The organism is Vibrio scophthalmi LMG 19158 (assembly GCF_000222585.1).
GTDB classification, from domain to species: domain Bacteria; phylum Pseudomonadota; class Gammaproteobacteria; order Enterobacterales; family Vibrionaceae; genus Vibrio; species Vibrio scophthalmi.
Window position 1 is genome coordinate 1 of record NZ_AFWE01000197.1, and the last position, 15,727, is coordinate 15,727.

The window sequence follows — 15,727 nt, forward strand, 5'->3', positions numbered from 1 at the left end:
CCGTGTCGTTAGCACCAATAACCAAAACAACATCCGTTTGTGGGAGTCGTCATTGATTTCGTCCATCTCTAATACGATGTCGTATGGTACTTTCGCTTCTGCAAGTAACACGTTCATGTGGCCAGGTAAGCGACCCGCTACAGGGTGAATACCAAAGCGCACTTCAACACCTTGGGCGCGAAGTTTCTCTGTAATTTCGTGAACTGGGTATTGAGCTTGCGCAACTGCCATACCGTACCCCGGAGTGATGATCACTGATTTTGCATTTTTCAGCATATCAGCCACATCTTCCGCGTTGGTTTCACGGTGCTCACCATATTCTTCATCACTCGAGATAACGACTTCTTGACCGAAGCCACCAGCGATAACACTGATGAATGAACGGTTCATTGCTTTACACATAATGTAAGAAAGGATCGCACCTGACGAACCGACCAATGCACCTGTTACGATCAAAAGATCATTCGCTAGCATGAAACCTGCCGCTGCCGCTGCCCAACCTGAGTAAGAGTTCAGCATTGATACCACAACTGGCATATCGGCACCGCCGATTGAAGCCACAAGGTGGTAACCAAATACGAATGCGATTAACGTCATGACGAGCAGCGCAAACATGCTGCCATCCGCTTTAACGAAGTAGATCATCAACAATGTTGAAACGACGATCGCTGCCAAGTTCATTTTGTGCTTGTGCGGTAGGTTTAGTGCTGAAGATGAAATCACACCACGCAGTTTACCAAACGCAACAATTGAACCTGTAAACGTCACTGCACCGATAAATACGCCCAAGAACACTTCCACGAGGTGGATAACATGGTGTGCATGGAGTTCAGACGGTGAGATCAGAGCTGCGTTTGCAATCGCTGGCGGATCAATGTAGCTGTTATAGCCAACTAAAACCGCTGCCATACCGACAAAGCTGTGTAAGATTGCAACCAATTCTGGCATTTCAGTCATTTCTACTTTTTTAGCGTAGAAAATACCAATGCTACCACCCACTGCCATTGCAATGATCACCCATACTGTACCACTTGCTTCTGGGTTAAAGATCGTTGCAATCAAAGCGATCGTCATACCAGCAATACCGTAGTAGTTACCGGCGCGAGCTGATTCTTGCTTTGATAGCCCCGCAAGGCTCATGATAAAGAATAAGGCAGCAACAATGTAAGCTGCTTGTACTAGTCCTGCAGACATTCCTTGTAACTCCTATTAGTTCTTACGGAACATTTCAAGCATGCGCTTGGTAACGGTAAATCCGCCAAAGATGTTGATACTGGCAATCAGTACCGCAATGAATGACAAGAATGTCACCACACCATTGCCTTGACCGATTTGTAGCAACGCACCCACAACAATAATGCCTGAGATTGCATTGGTTACTGACATCAAAGGAGTGTGTAGCGAGTGGCTAACGTTCCATACAACGTAGTAACCCACCACGCATGCCAATACGAATACGGTGAAGTGAGCAAGGAACGATGCTGGCGCAACCGAGGCAATCCAACCAAATGTCGCTAAAGCAACACCTAAACCAATCACTTTTTTAACAGGAGAGACCGGTTCGTCCACTTTCTTCTGTGGCGCGGCTGCCGCTTGTGGCTTTTGCTCAGGTTGTGCAGAGACTTGAATCGGTGGCGCAGGCCACGTCACTTCACCTGCTTTAACAACCGTTACACCACGTAGAACGACATCGTCAAAATCGATATCAATGTTGCCGTCTTTTTCTTTGCAAAGCAGCTTCATTAGGTTAACGAGGTTAGTTGAATACAACTGAGAAGATTGCGTAGGTAGACGGCCAACCATATCGGTATAACCGACCACTTTTACGCCATTCGCCGTGGTGATCACTTGATCAGCGACCGTGTATTCACAGTTACCGCCGTTTGCCGCAGCAAGGTCAACGATCACACTGCCCGCTTTCATGCTATCGACCATTTCTTTAGTGATTAGCTTTGGCGCTGGACGGCCTGGGATAAGTGCGGTCGTAACGATAATATCAACATCTTTTGCTTGCTCGGCGTAGAGCTCTGCTGCTTTTTTGTTGAAGTCATCTGACATTTCTTTGGCGTAACCATCACCTGAACCTGAGTTTTCTTGAAAATCGACTTCCAAGAATTCAGCGCCCATTGATTGCACTTGTTCTTTTACTTCCGGACGAACATCGAATGCACGAACGATTGCACCAAGGCTGCCTGCTGCGCCAATAGCCGCAAGACCTGCAACACCCGCACCTGCAACCAGTACTTTCGCTGGTGGCACTTTACCCGCGGCGGTAATCTGACCGGTAAAGAAACGACCGAACTCATGCGCCGCTTCAACAACCGCACGGTAGCCTGCAATGTTTGCCATAGAAGATAATGCGTCGAGTGCTTGTGCACGCGAAATACGAGGAACGGCATCCATCGCCATCACATTGATGTTTTTACTTGAAAGCTTTTCCATAAGCTCAGCATTTTGTGCCGGCCAAATGAAACTGACTAAGGTTGCACCTTCTTGAAGAAGCGCGAATTCATCGACACCTTTGTCAGCATCAGCGATAGGAGCATTTACTTTGAAGATGATGTCTGACGACCAAGCTTCTTCTGTAGAAACGACTTTAGCTCCCGCTGTTTCAAAAGCGACGTTATCAAAACTTGCTAACGCCCCTGCTTGCGATTCAACAACCACGTCGAATCCCAGTTTTATTAGCTGCTCAACCGATTTCGGCGATGCAGCAACTCGCGTTTCGCCAGCGAGTATTTCTTTTGGCACACCAATTTGCATAGCTATTCCTTGACTATTGGCACAATGATTATTCTGTTTTTATCTAACGGGTGTATGAAATTCAAGCTTTTTGTAATAAAAAAACAAAATTTCATTACATATAACCGAAAGTGATGGCCTATTTTGCAATTTTGCGTGTAATGAAACAACACCATTCAACCTGAACAGAGGTCAAACCAGGTCGCAAAAAATGGACAAAAAAACAGTTACTTACTTTTGTGACACAAAAAAAGAACCATCAGCATAGCGGCTAATGGTTCTTCAAGGTATGACATCTATCAAGTACGGGGAGATCTAATCGAAAATATTAGTACCCATTTGATCAATAAACATTTGCGCTTTTTTCAACATGAATTCATCGGCATCAGCTCGGCTAGACAAAACATCGGAACGAATAAAACGATGCGTCTTTAATTCACCATCGATCTCTTTCTCGATTTTACCTGCAATGCGAAACTGCCCACCTTCGGCGATTGCTTGCTGATAGATGAAAAAGCCTTTGTATTCTATCGGTTCAACTACAGGCTCTGCCTTTGCTGTTTTTTTACCGAATAAGCGAGAAAATAACCCCACTTTGACTCCTTGATTATCTACTTGTTACTCTTATTTTAACGGCACATTGCGCACGATAGCAATTTGGCATGGAACGAGTGGTAAATACACCTTAATTGCGCGATTTTGTCGGTAACAATGGTTTCTCAAACCATTCAAGTTCAGCGTCTTCATCAAAACGATATTGGCTTGAAATAACCGGAAGATCATCTTGGCGTAACTTACGTCTGTCATCAACAATCATCGTTTTCGCGGCTTCAACAGCGACATGAGCATAGTTCTTAAGGATGACCAGACGATCTTCAGATAAGGTGGCGAGAAAATCGATGTCGTGGCGTATATATACTGGCCGTAATTGATTTAATGACAAACACGCTAAATCGGCTAACTGGTCGTTATCAAAATGTTCGGTGTACTCTGGTTGGGCTAAGACTTGCCCTACCAACGTTTCCATGTAATTGTGTACATCTACACTTATCTGCATACACATTGCCCCCGTAAACAAGCTGCTTAATTTACATCTGTATCATATAAAAATGCTTTAAAACCAAATTAATAGCAATAACCTAGTTGCTCAAACTTTAGCTTAGCTCATCAATTTGTGCGCGAATCTTCGCAATTGTTTACGCTCTTACGCATTTTTCACTGATTAAATAGCCAAAATACTTGGAATATCATCAGATAACGTTATCCTTGTTCATTGTTGTTAACATTGCATCTTTCATGATAAAGGCCTAGTACATGTCGTTTTCTTTGGTCACGTCAAATTGGTTCCGATTTGCGTTTCCGCTGTTGCTGTTACTAATGATTGCCGTTGGCATGAATAATGTTTCTGCTTTAATCCAAGCTAACGAGACGGTCAGCACAAGTCTCCCATACATTCTATTTATCGCGACAATTGCCTTAAGTCACGCATTTAAACAAAGTCGTTGTGCCATGGTGGCGACGGCATTGTTGGTTTCCTATTGGATTATCCAAACTCGTTTACAAAGCCCTTTATCGACAGGTACCACGCTTTTAGAGCTTTCCTTATTAGCGTTATTGCAGCCTATCGCGTGTATGATGATCTATCTGTTCAAAGACACGAGTGTAAGAAGCCGTGGTTTTTTGATTTATCTTGGCGTTTTAGGCTTATTCCTACTCTGGTGTGAGCTTATTCTGAGTCATTTTTATGCCGGCGGATTTAGCGATATCAGTGAAACATTCTTGTTTGTCATTCCTGAAATCTCTCGTCTACCGTTTGTCTTGGTTTTATACCTAGTCGCCATATCTCTTTCGAGTGCCATTATTGTACTGCGACAAAACCGTATTATTGACGCCGCTATCTATTCCGCTATCTTGCTCACGTCCGTGACGTTTATCTTTTTTCATATCTCGTTCGTTTCCAGTGCCATGTATGTCATATCGGGCATTTTACTGTTGGTCTACCTCATCTCGGCCAGCTATGAACTTGCGTTTAATGATCGGTTAACCGGCATTCCTGGTCGCTTAGCACTAGAGTCGGATATGAAGCATTTAGGCCGTAAATTCTCTATTGCGATGCTCGATATCGATCACTTTAAATCCTTCAATGATACTTATGGTCATGATACTGGTGATGATGTATTGAAGTTAGTGGCAACTAAACTTGGTGAAGTGGGCGGAAACGCCCGTGTTTATCGCTACGGCGGCGAAGAGTTTACGGTTCTATTCAAAGGAAAGATGGTAGATGATGCGTGGGATTATTTGGAATCGCTACGCATCAGCATTGAAGAGTATGAATTGGTCTTGAGGAACCGCCCGACCCGCCCTAAAGATAATAAAGAAGGTCATAAAAAACGCGGTGGTAAAAAAGAAAAAGATACCGTATCTCTAACTATCAGCATTGGCGTCGCCGACAGCACAGAACACCGAGACACAAAGAAGGTGCTTAAATCGGCCGACCAAGCGCTTTACAAAGCCAAGAAAGGTGGCCGAAACTGTGTCAAAGCCGCATAGACAACCAATCAAAAAAGCTGAGCGGATTTTATGCGACGTTCAAGTTAGTCTTGATTGAAAAACAATACGATACTGCCGCCTTTTAAGCGACTACCGTAATTTAGGTTAAAGCCGATACCAATGTTATCAATCCAACTTGATTTAAATGGTGGTGTCATCAGCCAGCCCACCGATGTCTCATAATAGTAGTTGGTGCCCATAGGTTCTTCAGTGTCACCACCAAGATCAATGCGCTTAATGCTCGAATAAAGAGATTGTACGCTTCTGCCCCATTTGGTCATGTTGTAAAATGCTTCCAAGCCGTTGGCAACATACCAACCATGTGGATTGCCGACATCGCCATAGTTTGCCTCACCCCAACCTCGACCATAAAAATAGTGAACCGAACTAGTGGCGTTCCAACTGCCCCAATCACGCTCTCGGTTATATTTCAGTTCCACATGCGGCTCTAACGTTGCTGCCCATGCCGAGGTATTAAATACCACGCCATCAAGTGCAGGCTTAACGTATTGGTTAGACTCAGCGGAATTGTAATTGTGTTCATTGCGAAAATACTGCAAATGCACACCTAAACCCGGCGTGACTTGCCACTCACTGTCGATGTGGTACTGGTAGCGATAAGCTGAAAATGCACCTAGTACCATTTCCCTCTGTTTATCGTCTTCTTCAACACCACGAATCACGACGTCCTGGCGAGACACTAATGCCGATAGACGGAAAAATAGTTGCGACTTATTTACCGCCTCTTCCTCACTTAAATCGATAGTGAATGGCATTGCGGACACCGCAAAACGCTGACGCAAATCAATTGAGTCAGCAGAGCCAAGGTTTTCATTATCAATATTGAGCCATTCGTTAGGATCAAAATCGTGGACACCCAGCGTCAATACGTCACTGTCCGTCATTACGATCGCGGCAGAAAATGCCTGCTCTAAATATGATTTTACTTCGCTGTGGCCTTCACGTGCAGACACGCTCGGCGCAGTACATATCAATGCACTTGCGATCAGGGTCGTTTTTTTCATGCTTACTTTAGATAAATCAGCTTATATTACGTCGTTTGACTATGACTCTTGATATTCCATCGACGGGTCATACACGACGTAGTGGTCACGGCCATTATGTTTCGCTTGATACAACGCGCAATCTGCCATGTGATAAAGCTGCTCGATACTTTCGCGTCCAGTGGGTTGTATGCTGACGACCCCTTGTGACACCGTAACGAAATCAGCAACTTTGCTGAAATCATGCCTCACATTTAGCTCAGCAATACAGTCTTTAATCCGTTGTGCATGGATTTCAGCTTGGTAGACATCACTATGGCCTAGTAATACAACAAACTCTTCACCACCATAACGCCCAACGACTTCGCCATTCCTGACGAAGAGACTGTTTAACGCTGCCGCTAGTTGAACCAAACATTTGTCACCTTCGATATGGCCGTAATTGTCGTTGTAGAGTTTAAAAAAGTCTACATCTAATAATATTACGGTTAAAGAGACACCATGACGCCCGTGTACTGAAATCATTTCTTTGAGTTTTTGGTCAACGTCGCGACGGTTACGTACCTTCGTTAGACCATCTTCACTGGCCAGTTTTTCTAGCTCTTGATTCGCTTTGGCAAGGTCGGCCGATTTTTGATTTAATTGGCGTCGCATAAAAGCAATACGTTGCATCGCGATGAGCTTGGCTTTGAGAACCAATCTATCTACGGGCTTAATCAAATAATCATCACCGCCAGCTTCGATAGCATCGGCGATCATTTGCGGTGCATCATGGCCGCTCAAAAAGATAATCGGGATCCATTCAGGATATTGTTCACGGATTTTTGCCGAGACTTCAAAACCATTCATATCCGGCATGGTGATATCGAGTAAAACAAGATCGGGTGAAAATTGTGGATATAACTCTAAAGCCATCGAACCTGAACTGGCCATCTCGACGATATGACCAAGCTGTTTAAGCCTTACGGCTAATTGCATGCGCTCCATCTGTACATCATCTACGAGCAGTATTTTCATAGTAGACCCTGTTTTTTCCACACACTATTCCTATTATGAAACGATCTGTTAAATCAGTTGCTTAATAAGCATACATTAGGACCTTGTATTCATCCACTGAGGTTGACATTTTTTACAGAAAAACTAGCATAGCGCGGAATATACAATTAAAAGAGAAAACGCTATGTCTGACGTAACTCCGAATGAGAAAAAAATCGTCGATCTTTCAACCGTTTCTGCAGAACTTCGTCAAGTAATCGAATTTGATGGTGTTCCAGAAGCAATGTACGAAATGGTCGTATCTATTCATGAAGTTTCTGAAGAAGCAGTTCGTGGCTCTTGGGACGAATTACCAAAAAGTGCGCAAAACATTCTAGATAACTTTGAGCAATTTCACGCACTAGTATCTGTTAGCCAAGCATTCGCTGGTCTAAATGTAATGGAAGAGTTCCCAACTCTTAACCTACCAAAAGACATGACTGATGCCGAGAAAGACGATTACCGCGCTTCTCTACTTGATCAAGTTCTACACAACTGTGTAAAAGATATGGTTAAACAGCTTAAGAAAGCTCGTCGTGACCCAATTCTAAAACGTGACTTTACTGACGTATACGCGAAGTAATTTCTACGTTTAGAGATCAAAAACGCCGCATAATGCGGCGTTTTTTTATACCTGTGTTTCTTTATCGCGGCATATCATCCCTCTGGTATGACAACAAGGTATGGCAACAATAAGCGGGACTAATGTTCATGTGACAAGGCGATATCGCGTTGAGTCACACTCACCCCTTTGATTTGCGCATAGACTTTCATACCAATCACTAACTGAAGATCATCTCTTGCCCAAGCGGTAATGGTGGCCCACATAAAGCAACTCTCCGCTAATTTCAGTTTCACCGAGACGCTTTGCCTTGTGTTGCCGTGACTGTGTGTTTCTATCTCGACAATTTCAGCGTGTAAAACATTTCGAATCGAACTGCGTGCAGGCTTTTCTAAATTGATCGAAACATCGTTCGCCCTAACCTGCAGACGAACTCGGCTATTAATCTTTGCATCCACTTTTTGCACCCACAGCATCACACCGTCCGCTAACTCGAGTCCTGATAACGCGTAGTCTTCAATCTGCTCGACCAACAGCGCTTCAAACAACGAGCTTTGCTCGGTAAACGATTGCCATGGTCGCATCGCATTCGATGACCAGACACTCTCAATTGAACCCGAATTCACGACTCGACCTTTATCAATCACGACAATATGATCGGCCAAGCGTAATATTTCATTTAGGCTATGAGTGACATACAAAATAGGCACATTAACGTTGTCTGCCAAATGTTCCAAAAAGGGTAAGACTTCACGTTTGCGTGGTAAGTCTAGCGACGCTAACGGTTCATCCATCAACAGGATATCCGGTTTAGACAATAACGCCCGGCCAATCGCTACACGTTGCTTTTCACCACCAGAAAGTTCAATCGGAAAGCGTAACAGCAATGCGCGCAGTTCTAGTAGGTCGACGACTTGGTTGAAATACTCATGATCAGGTTGCTTAACGCCGTAGAGAAGATTGCCGTTAACTCGATAATGAGGAAACAGGCGTGATTCTTGAAACACGTAACCTACGCGACGCGCTCGTGTCGGCAGGTTAATGGCTTTACTTGAGCTGTAGAGCACGCGACCATTGATTTCGATATGTCCTGAACTTGGCTGAGTTAATCCCGCAACCACATTGATCAACGATGTTTTCCCCGCACCTGAGCGACCAAAAATCGCCGTGATTCCTTTTGCTGGTAGCTCCACATTGATATCAAAGTTGCTATTGCCTAACGTTTGTTCAAAGGCGATGGCCAATTTACTCATAGCTTAGTTCCCAAACGTTTTGTACAACGGCGTGTTAGCCATTCTGATGCCAGCAAAGAGGCCAGTGCAATTACAATGGAAATAATGCATAAACGCATCGCTTCATTCTCAGCTCCAGGCGTTTCAATGAAGGTGTACATTGCTAATGGAATGGTTTGAGTCTCACCTGGAATATTGGAAACAAAACTGATCGTCGCTCCAAATTCACCAAGGCTGCGAGCAAACGACAACATAACACCGGTGATGATACCAGGTATGGTCAATGGCAAAGTGATGGTGAAGAATATCCTCAATGGTGAAGCGCCCAACGTGGATGCCGCTTGCTCCAGTTTTGTATCGACGTTCTCTAAACTGAGTCGAACTGAACGGACCATGAGTGGTAGCGCAACGACCACACAGGCTAATGCCGCCCCTTTCCAGTTAAAAGCAAATGAAAGCCCAAACGTTTGATAGAGCCAACCGCCGACTGCGCCTTGCCGCCCCATCATGATCAATAATAGGTAGCCAACCACGACTGGCGGTAACACCAAAGGTAGGTGGACAATACTATCGACGAGGCTCTTACCAACAAACTGTTTTCGAGCTAATAACCAAGCAATCCCGATGCCAAGCGGGATCAGCCACAAGATGGCATAAAACGACACTTTAAGGCTTAGCATTACCGCTTGGTATTCATACTCAGATAACAAGACCTACGCTCCTATTCATATCATTCTTCCATCATGCTTAATTGCTGCTGGGTGCCGACGTCACCTCAAAACCATATTGGCGCAAAATTTTATGAGCGGCATCGGTCTGGAGGTAGTTCGAGAAATTGTTGACTGCAGGCGTATCAGACAATGTCACCATTGGATAGCGAATCGATTGATGGGTGGATGGTTCAAAGCGATATATCACCTTCACCTTGTCAGACACTTGTGCATCGGTTTGATAAACAATACCCAGTGGCGTTTCACCACGCTCGACGAGCGTTAAGGCCATTCGAACATTATTGGTTGGGGCAAGCGAGCGCTTAACGCTAGACCATACACCGATGTTTTCTAACGCTTGCTGAGCATAAATCCCGGCAGGAACGGCATTAGGTTGGCCAATCGCGAGACGCTCACCATTTAACGCGGTTTGCCACGATTCATTCTGCAGTGGATTGAGCATCACATCACTATCACTCGGTGCAATGACAACCAGTTGATTACTTGCAAAATCTGCCACATCCTCCGGAGTTACAACACCGGTCTGAATCAAACGATCAACCCACAAAGTATTGGCAGAAATAAAGATGTCAGCCGGTGCGCCCTGCTCTATTTGTCTGGCTAAAGATGAAGAACCACCATAAATCGGGACGATACTCACATCATGCGCCTCACGATAATCACTAATCAGGCTGTTGAGCGCATTGGTCATTGACGACGCTGCGTAAATACGTAATTTCTCTGGTGCGATTTTGCTTGCAGCAAAAAGTGGGGAACTCATGACGAGTAGCCCCAGTAGCGCGATGATTTTAATTTGTAACTTCATTTGACTCTAATTCTGGCCATAATAAATCCAACTTTAGATACTTTTCTATCGCATCAGCTATTCGATTAATTGCACGTTCTTGATTGGCATGATGATCGACAATAGCAACGTTTTCTAGCCCCATCCACTCACACAAAAGAGTTAACGCATCCGTATGGTCAAAGACGCCGTGCAGATAGGTTCCCAATATTTGATTAGATTCGCTCACCGCGCCATCGAGAGCGCCACTATTTAACGTGATTGGTTGTGCTTCTTGTACATCACTACGCCCTGCGTGGATTTCGTAACCTTTAACTTTGGCGACTTTACCGTTTAGTGCGAGGTTACCCGTCACGTTAACCAACGCTTTGTCTTCAGTAAGCACCGTGGTTATATTTAGATACCCAAGCCCTTCACTTGAGCCCGGTTCGCCTTCAATACCGAGAGGATCATCAATGCGCATCCCCAGCATTTGGTAACCGCCACAAATCCCCATCACTTTGCCGCCAAAACGTAAATGACGCGCAATTTCGTTATGCCAATTCTGGCTACGTAGATAATCGAGATCGGCACGTACGGATTTAGTCCCTGGTAAGACGATCACATCCGCACCATTGAGAGATTGTCCTTTGCCGACGAATTGTAAATCGATATCTGGATTTTGACGGAGAATATCAAAGTCGGTGTGATTGCTGATGCGAGTAAATACCGGCACTTTAACAATCAGCTTAGCAGCACTTTTATCCGCTTGATCGTTATTGATGGCGTCTTCTGCTTCAAGATCGAAACCATGCAAGTACGGCAAAACACCGATAACCGGTTTGCCCGTTTTCTCTTCCAGCCAATCGAGTCCAGACTCGAGTAACTTGATATCGCCACGGAAACGGTTAATGACAAAGCCTTTTACACGAGCTTGCTCTGATTCAGACAGCAGTGCCAATGTGCCATAGAGGTGGGCAAAAACACCACCGCGATCAATATCTGCAACGATGATAACCGGTACATCCGCTTGCTCAGCAAAACCCATGTTGGCGATGTCGTTTTCACGCAAGTTAATTTCCGCGGGGCTGCCAGCACCTTCAATCATTACCGAGTCAAATTCGGTTTGTAATTTATTGAACGAGTCCATAACGGTTTCCATCGCGACTCGCTTGTAGTCGTGATAACTCGTGGCTTCCATATTACTAAGAGCACGACCTTGCAAGATCACTTGTGCCCCGGTGTCTGAATTTGGCTTTAATAATACTGGGTTCATGTGAACCGTTGGCTTTACGTTACAAGCTGCCGCCTGCACCGCTTGAGCGCGACCAATTTCGCCACCATCTTGGGTTACTGCGCTATTTAGGGCCATGTTTTGTGGCTTAAAAGGAGCAACATGCACGCCGCGTCTTGCCAAAACACGGCATAAACCGGCAACTAAAACACTTTTTCCTGCGTCAGACGTAGTGCCCTGAACCATTAGAGCTTGTAAAGCTGAATACATAACGGATTGACTTGTGAATTTTGATTCTCGCGATGATAACCAGTTTAAGCGGCTATTTCTAACAAAAACATGAATTGAAAATGAATACCTAGCTCAGCATTGATTCACCTAAGGTGTTGTTTAATAGCATCATCAAATAAAGGCACATCGCCATAATAGCGTCAATGAAGGAACTTATTATGAAAAAAACAATTTTAGCTATCGCTGCTGCTGTCATTCTTATCCCATCCATTGCCCTCGCAGATGGTGGACATCATAAAATATCGGACGGCGTTCAGTTCAACGGCCCTGTAGAGTTAAGTAACATGACAAAGTTAGTCGCTGACAGCAACATGTTTACCGAGCAACACGTGGTCGTAGAAGGCAACATTGTACGCCAACTAAGTAGCGATAAATTTATATTTACCGATGGTAATACCGAAGTTCAAATAGAGATTGATGATGACGTTCATCTTGCCGCGCCACTTGATGCAACAACTCGAGTTCGCCTATATGGTGAGTTTGAGGGTGGCAATACGCCCGAGATCGAGGTAGATCGTATTCAAGTACTGTAAATCTATAAAATTAATAGGTAAAATAACCAACATCTGGCCCACATTTTGTGGGCCTTTCAGCATCGCCGCTGTCAGTTGGAGAAAAACTTTGAACAAAAAATGGCTTTTAGGCTTGCTAGCCAGCTTATTGCTTGCGCAACCTGCGTTTGCTAATAACTTTAACTATAACTATTTAGAATTTCGTACCGCAATTAACCCAAAATTTTCCGGTATCGAGGTCAGCAAACAGCTATTAGAAAGCGTTCATTTTGTCGCTCATGCAGATAGCCAATTTAAAGGGGATGCGGACTTAGCTGCTGGTTTTGGTTTTAATGGGCCAATTAACCAATTTGCTGACGTTTTTGGTCAAGCTCTTTTGCACACCATTACTTACCCAGAAGATGAACATAAAGAGCGTAATACCGTTCCTGAGTTCAATATTGGTTTACGGGTATGGCTAGCAGCGCAGATTGAAGCAACAACACGTGTTGGTGTTCTTGATGAACGTTCTGTGTTTCACGCTGGCGTTCGTTTTCATTCAACCGATCAGCTTTCGCTATCGGCTGAAACACGTAATTCGGGTATTTACGGTCCACAGCTTGCGCTATCAGTACGCTTCCAGTTTTAAACCTTTCGTTTAAGCGCACACATTCCGTTAAACAGGTGACTTTACATTCAAAGCCTACGATGATTCGTGGGCTTTTTTGATGATGTTATTCAGCTCAGCTCTAACTTTTCGTCATTATTCTGACAATTACACTATCCACTCAAATAAATAGTCATTTCCTCTACCACTTCTAATTAGACGCGTATTTACGCTAGATAATGGCGAGCAGATTGTTAAATATTCATTACTCTTTTCTGTCGTATAGATAAATACCGGCTATTCTTTCGACCTAAATCAAATTTTCATAGAATTTAAAATTTTATTTAGAACGCTGTCTGATATGCTCCGCGCGCTTAACAGTTGATATAGGGAAAAGGTTGTATATGTCAGCATTATCGATAAAAACAAAATTAACTATCGCGTTTGTTACAGCTGTACTCATGATGACCGCAGCGCAAACGTATCTTACAGGGCGTCAAATTCTCGACGAAACTCAGCGCTCAACAACACAGTACGGTATGACCTTATTAGAAGGTAACATCGCCAGTATGAACAACTGGTTTTCGGCCAAGATAAAAGTTGTTGATGCGGCTACCGGTGTATTTAAAGAAAATGGTGATCTAGAGTCCTATCTAGCCTACCTAACTAAGGCAGGTGATTTTCAAATTGTGTACGCGGGACTTGCGAATGGCCAGTTTTTACAAGGTGTGCCACTAATTGACGCAAATGGATTCGATCCTCGCACTCGCCCTTGGTATCAAGAGGCTATGGCGGCTGGCACAATGCAAATCACCGAGCCTTATGTCGATATCGGCACACAAAAACTGGTTATTTCTATTGCTAAACCATTTAATACGGCCGGTATTGAAGGTGTCCTTGGTGCAGATGTTGAGATCAGTACGCTAGTAGACGATATCGTAGAGTCCGATGAAGCGGGCGTATTTGGATTTTTAGTCAATAGCCAAGGCCATATCGTTGGCCATGCCAATAGCGATTTGACGCTCAAAAATCTTGATCGCATTTCGCCTGATTTAACCATGAACAAGATTGTCGAGCTCTCGTCAATTAATCATTTACAACCGCTCTCTATTTCGGGCGTTGATTCGCTACTGGCTGTGCGTAAGGTGCCCAATACCGATTGGTACTACACCATTGTCATCGATAAAGATCATGCCTTCCAATCGCATCAATCGTTGGTTCAACAGTCGATGATTCTAGGCTTGATGCAAGTGATCATTATTGCGCTTATTTCATTATTCATTGTGAAAAAGGCTCTTGCTCCCCTTCATTCACTGAGCGAGTCAATGCGTGATCTGTCACAAGGTAATGGTGACTTAACCAAACGTATAACCGTCGATAGTAAAGACGAGATTGGCCTGTTAGCGGGTCACGTCAATGCCTTTATCGCCAAGCTGCAAGAGGTGGTAACGGATATCTCTCAATCAGCGCAGAGTATTGACGAACAATCGAAAGTCAGCACCCGCGTCGCGACAGAAATTAGCGATGGCCTTTCAGTTCAGCTTAACGAAGTCTCACAAATTGCGACTGCTGTCCATGAAATGTCGGCAGCAGCGGAGGAAGTGGCCGGCAATGCACGCTTAACGGCAGATTCAGCTTTTGGTTCAACGGAACATTGCGACCAAGGTAAATTGGTCATAAAACGCAATCAAGAGTCTATCACTAACCTCGCCTCACAGTTGCAACATGCATCGGATACCATCAGCGAGCTCGAGCGAAACTCAAAAGAGATCAACACCATTCTTTCAACCATTAGCGATATTGCCGAGCAAACCAACCTGTTGGCCTTGAACGCAGCGATTGAAGCAGCACGTGCTGTTGAGCAAGGTCGTGGCTTTGCTGTGGTCGCAGATGAAGTGCGCGTGTTATCGCAACGAACTCACAGTTCAACGGTAGAAATTCGTGACATGATTGAAAGTTTGCAAAAAAACAGTCATGAAGCAGTAGAATCGATGAACCGTAGTCAATCGCTTGCATCCTCAAGTGTTGAAGATGCCAACGATGCCACTGATGCTTTAGAAAAAATCACCATCTCGATTCAAGAGATCTCAGATATGGCGATGCAAATCTCCAACGCAGCCTCAGAGCAGCGCACGGTAACGGAAGAGATAAGCAAAAATATTCAACAGGCGAATGATGTTTCCAATCAGCTGTCTGAAGAAGCGGTCAATTCCCGTACCGTTGCAGAGGACCTTCAATCTATCGCGATGCGCCTTAATCGCCAGGTTCAGATGTTCAAACACTAATGGCCAGTTAGCAAGTCGCTAGACACAAAAACGCCCTGCTTTCGCGGGGCGTTTTGCGCTTAATTTCGAACCTTAATTTGTCGCGGCACCAACTCAACACCGGTTTCATAGCGCTTAGCCGCGGCATTCAGGGCCAGCGCGAGTGCACTATCCGCTATTACTTCAAACTGCTGGGGCAGCGAATTAACTTTAAATGGCAG

At 44.5% G+C, this 15,727-nt stretch carries 14 protein-coding genes and 2 pseudogenes; 5 read left to right on the forward strand and 11 right to left on the reverse strand.

The genetic code is table 11. The features are described 5' to 3' along the window. The 4 genes and pseudogenes from pntB to RH88_RS17020 all read right to left on the reverse strand — a co-directional run. A pseudogene (gene pntB, locus RH88_RS17005) lies at nucleotides 1-1,194 on the reverse strand (Re/Si-specific NAD(P)(+) transhydrogenase subunit beta); the annotation flags it as partial. Nucleotides 1,195-1,209: 15 nt separating this feature from the next. Then, nucleotides 1,210-2,763, reverse strand: coding sequence for a Re/Si-specific NAD(P)(+) transhydrogenase subunit alpha (locus RH88_RS17010; RefSeq protein ID WP_005598307.1), 1,554 nt, complete (start codon nucleotides 2,761-2,763; stop codon nucleotides 1,210-1,212). Nucleotides 2,764-3,057: 294 nt separating this feature from the next. Next, a complete protein-coding gene (locus RH88_RS17015) occupies nucleotides 3,058-3,336 on the reverse strand; it encodes an HlyU family transcriptional regulator (RefSeq protein WP_005598308.1) in 279 nt (92 codons plus the stop codon). 91 nt (nucleotides 3,337-3,427) lie between these two features. After that, nucleotides 3,428-3,799 (reverse strand): late competence development ComFB family protein, encoded by a 372-nt coding sequence (locus RH88_RS17020; RefSeq protein ID WP_040758007.1) that lies wholly within the window; start codon nucleotides 3,797-3,799, stop codon nucleotides 3,428-3,430. A 257-nt stretch (nucleotides 3,800-4,056) separates the two neighbouring features. Here RH88_RS17020 and RH88_RS17025 point away from each other — a divergent pair, with 257 nt between their 5' ends. Beyond that, entirely contained in the window at nucleotides 4,057-5,292 is a 1,236-nt protein-coding gene (locus RH88_RS17025; RefSeq protein WP_005598310.1) for a GGDEF domain-containing protein, read from the forward strand. Nucleotides 5,293-5,336: 44 nt separating this feature from the next. Here RH88_RS17025 and RH88_RS17030 read toward each other — a convergent pair whose 3' ends face one another. Beyond that, nucleotides 5,337-6,317 (reverse strand): Solitary outer membrane autotransporter beta-barrel domain, encoded by a 981-nt coding sequence (locus RH88_RS17030; RefSeq protein WP_005598311.1) that lies wholly within the window; start codon nucleotides 6,315-6,317, stop codon nucleotides 5,337-5,339. A gap of 39 nt (nucleotides 6,318-6,356) precedes the next feature. Further along, a complete protein-coding gene (locus RH88_RS17035; RefSeq protein ID WP_040758008.1) occupies nucleotides 6,357-7,313 on the reverse strand; it encodes a GGDEF domain-containing response regulator in 957 nt (318 codons plus the stop codon). Between the two features lie 163 nt (nucleotides 7,314-7,476). Here RH88_RS17035 and RH88_RS17040 point away from each other — a divergent pair, with 163 nt between their 5' ends. Beyond that, the gene (locus tag RH88_RS17040) at nucleotides 7,477-7,914 is read left to right on the forward strand and encodes a DUF3069 domain-containing protein (RefSeq protein WP_005598313.1); all 438 of its coding nucleotides are present in this window, start codon (nucleotides 7,477-7,479) and stop codon (nucleotides 7,912-7,914) included. 119 nt (nucleotides 7,915-8,033) lie between these two features. On the opposite strand, the gene modC is transcribed toward RH88_RS17040, so the two are convergent. The 4 genes from modC to RH88_RS17060 form a co-directional block, all read right to left on the reverse strand. After that, complete coding sequence (modC, locus tag RH88_RS17045; protein ID WP_005598314.1) at nucleotides 8,034-9,146, reverse strand: molybdenum ABC transporter ATP-binding protein ModC; 1,113 nt, start codon at nucleotides 9,144-9,146, stop codon at nucleotides 8,034-8,036. Beyond that, on the reverse strand, nucleotides 9,143-9,805 hold the full coding sequence (modB, locus tag RH88_RS17050; protein WP_050798518.1) for a molybdate ABC transporter permease subunit: 663 nt from the start codon (nucleotides 9,803-9,805) through the stop codon (nucleotides 9,143-9,145). The genes modC and modB overlap by 4 nt, the downstream gene beginning before the upstream one ends. 67 nt (nucleotides 9,806-9,872) lie before the next feature. Continuing rightward, complete coding sequence (gene modA / locus RH88_RS17055) at nucleotides 9,873-10,661, reverse strand: molybdate ABC transporter substrate-binding protein (RefSeq protein ID WP_005598317.1); 789 nt, start codon at nucleotides 10,659-10,661, stop codon at nucleotides 9,873-9,875. Beyond that, nucleotides 10,645-12,123, reverse strand: coding sequence for a cobyric acid synthase (locus RH88_RS17060; RefSeq protein WP_005598319.1), 1,479 nt, complete (start codon nucleotides 12,121-12,123; stop codon nucleotides 10,645-10,647). Before RH88_RS17060 ends, modA begins: the two co-directional genes overlap by 17 nt. A gap of 179 nt (nucleotides 12,124-12,302) precedes the next feature. On the opposite strand from RH88_RS17060, the gene RH88_RS17065 reads away from it, so the two are divergent. The 3 genes from RH88_RS17065 to RH88_RS17075 all read left to right on the forward strand — a co-directional run bounded on the left by RH88_RS17065 (nucleotide 12,303) and on the right by RH88_RS17075 (nucleotide 15,527). Further along, complete coding sequence (locus tag RH88_RS17065) at nucleotides 12,303-12,677, forward strand: YgiW/YdeI family stress tolerance OB fold protein (protein WP_005598321.1); 375 nt, start codon at nucleotides 12,303-12,305, stop codon at nucleotides 12,675-12,677. An 88-nt stretch (nucleotides 12,678-12,765) separates the two neighbouring features. After that, nucleotides 12,766-13,284, forward strand: coding sequence for a hypothetical protein (locus RH88_RS17070; RefSeq protein WP_005598323.1), 519 nt, complete (start codon nucleotides 12,766-12,768; stop codon nucleotides 13,282-13,284). A gap of 362 nt (nucleotides 13,285-13,646) precedes the next feature. Continuing rightward, nucleotides 13,647-15,527 (forward strand): methyl-accepting chemotaxis protein, encoded by a 1,881-nt coding sequence (locus RH88_RS17075; RefSeq protein ID WP_005598325.1) that lies wholly within the window; start codon nucleotides 13,647-13,649, stop codon nucleotides 15,525-15,527. A 59-nt stretch (nucleotides 15,528-15,586) separates the two neighbouring features. Here the strand turns inward: RH88_RS17075 and RH88_RS23475 are convergent. Continuing rightward, nucleotides 15,587-15,727 (reverse strand): annotated as a pseudogene (locus tag RH88_RS23475) (catabolite repressor/activator); the annotation flags it as partial.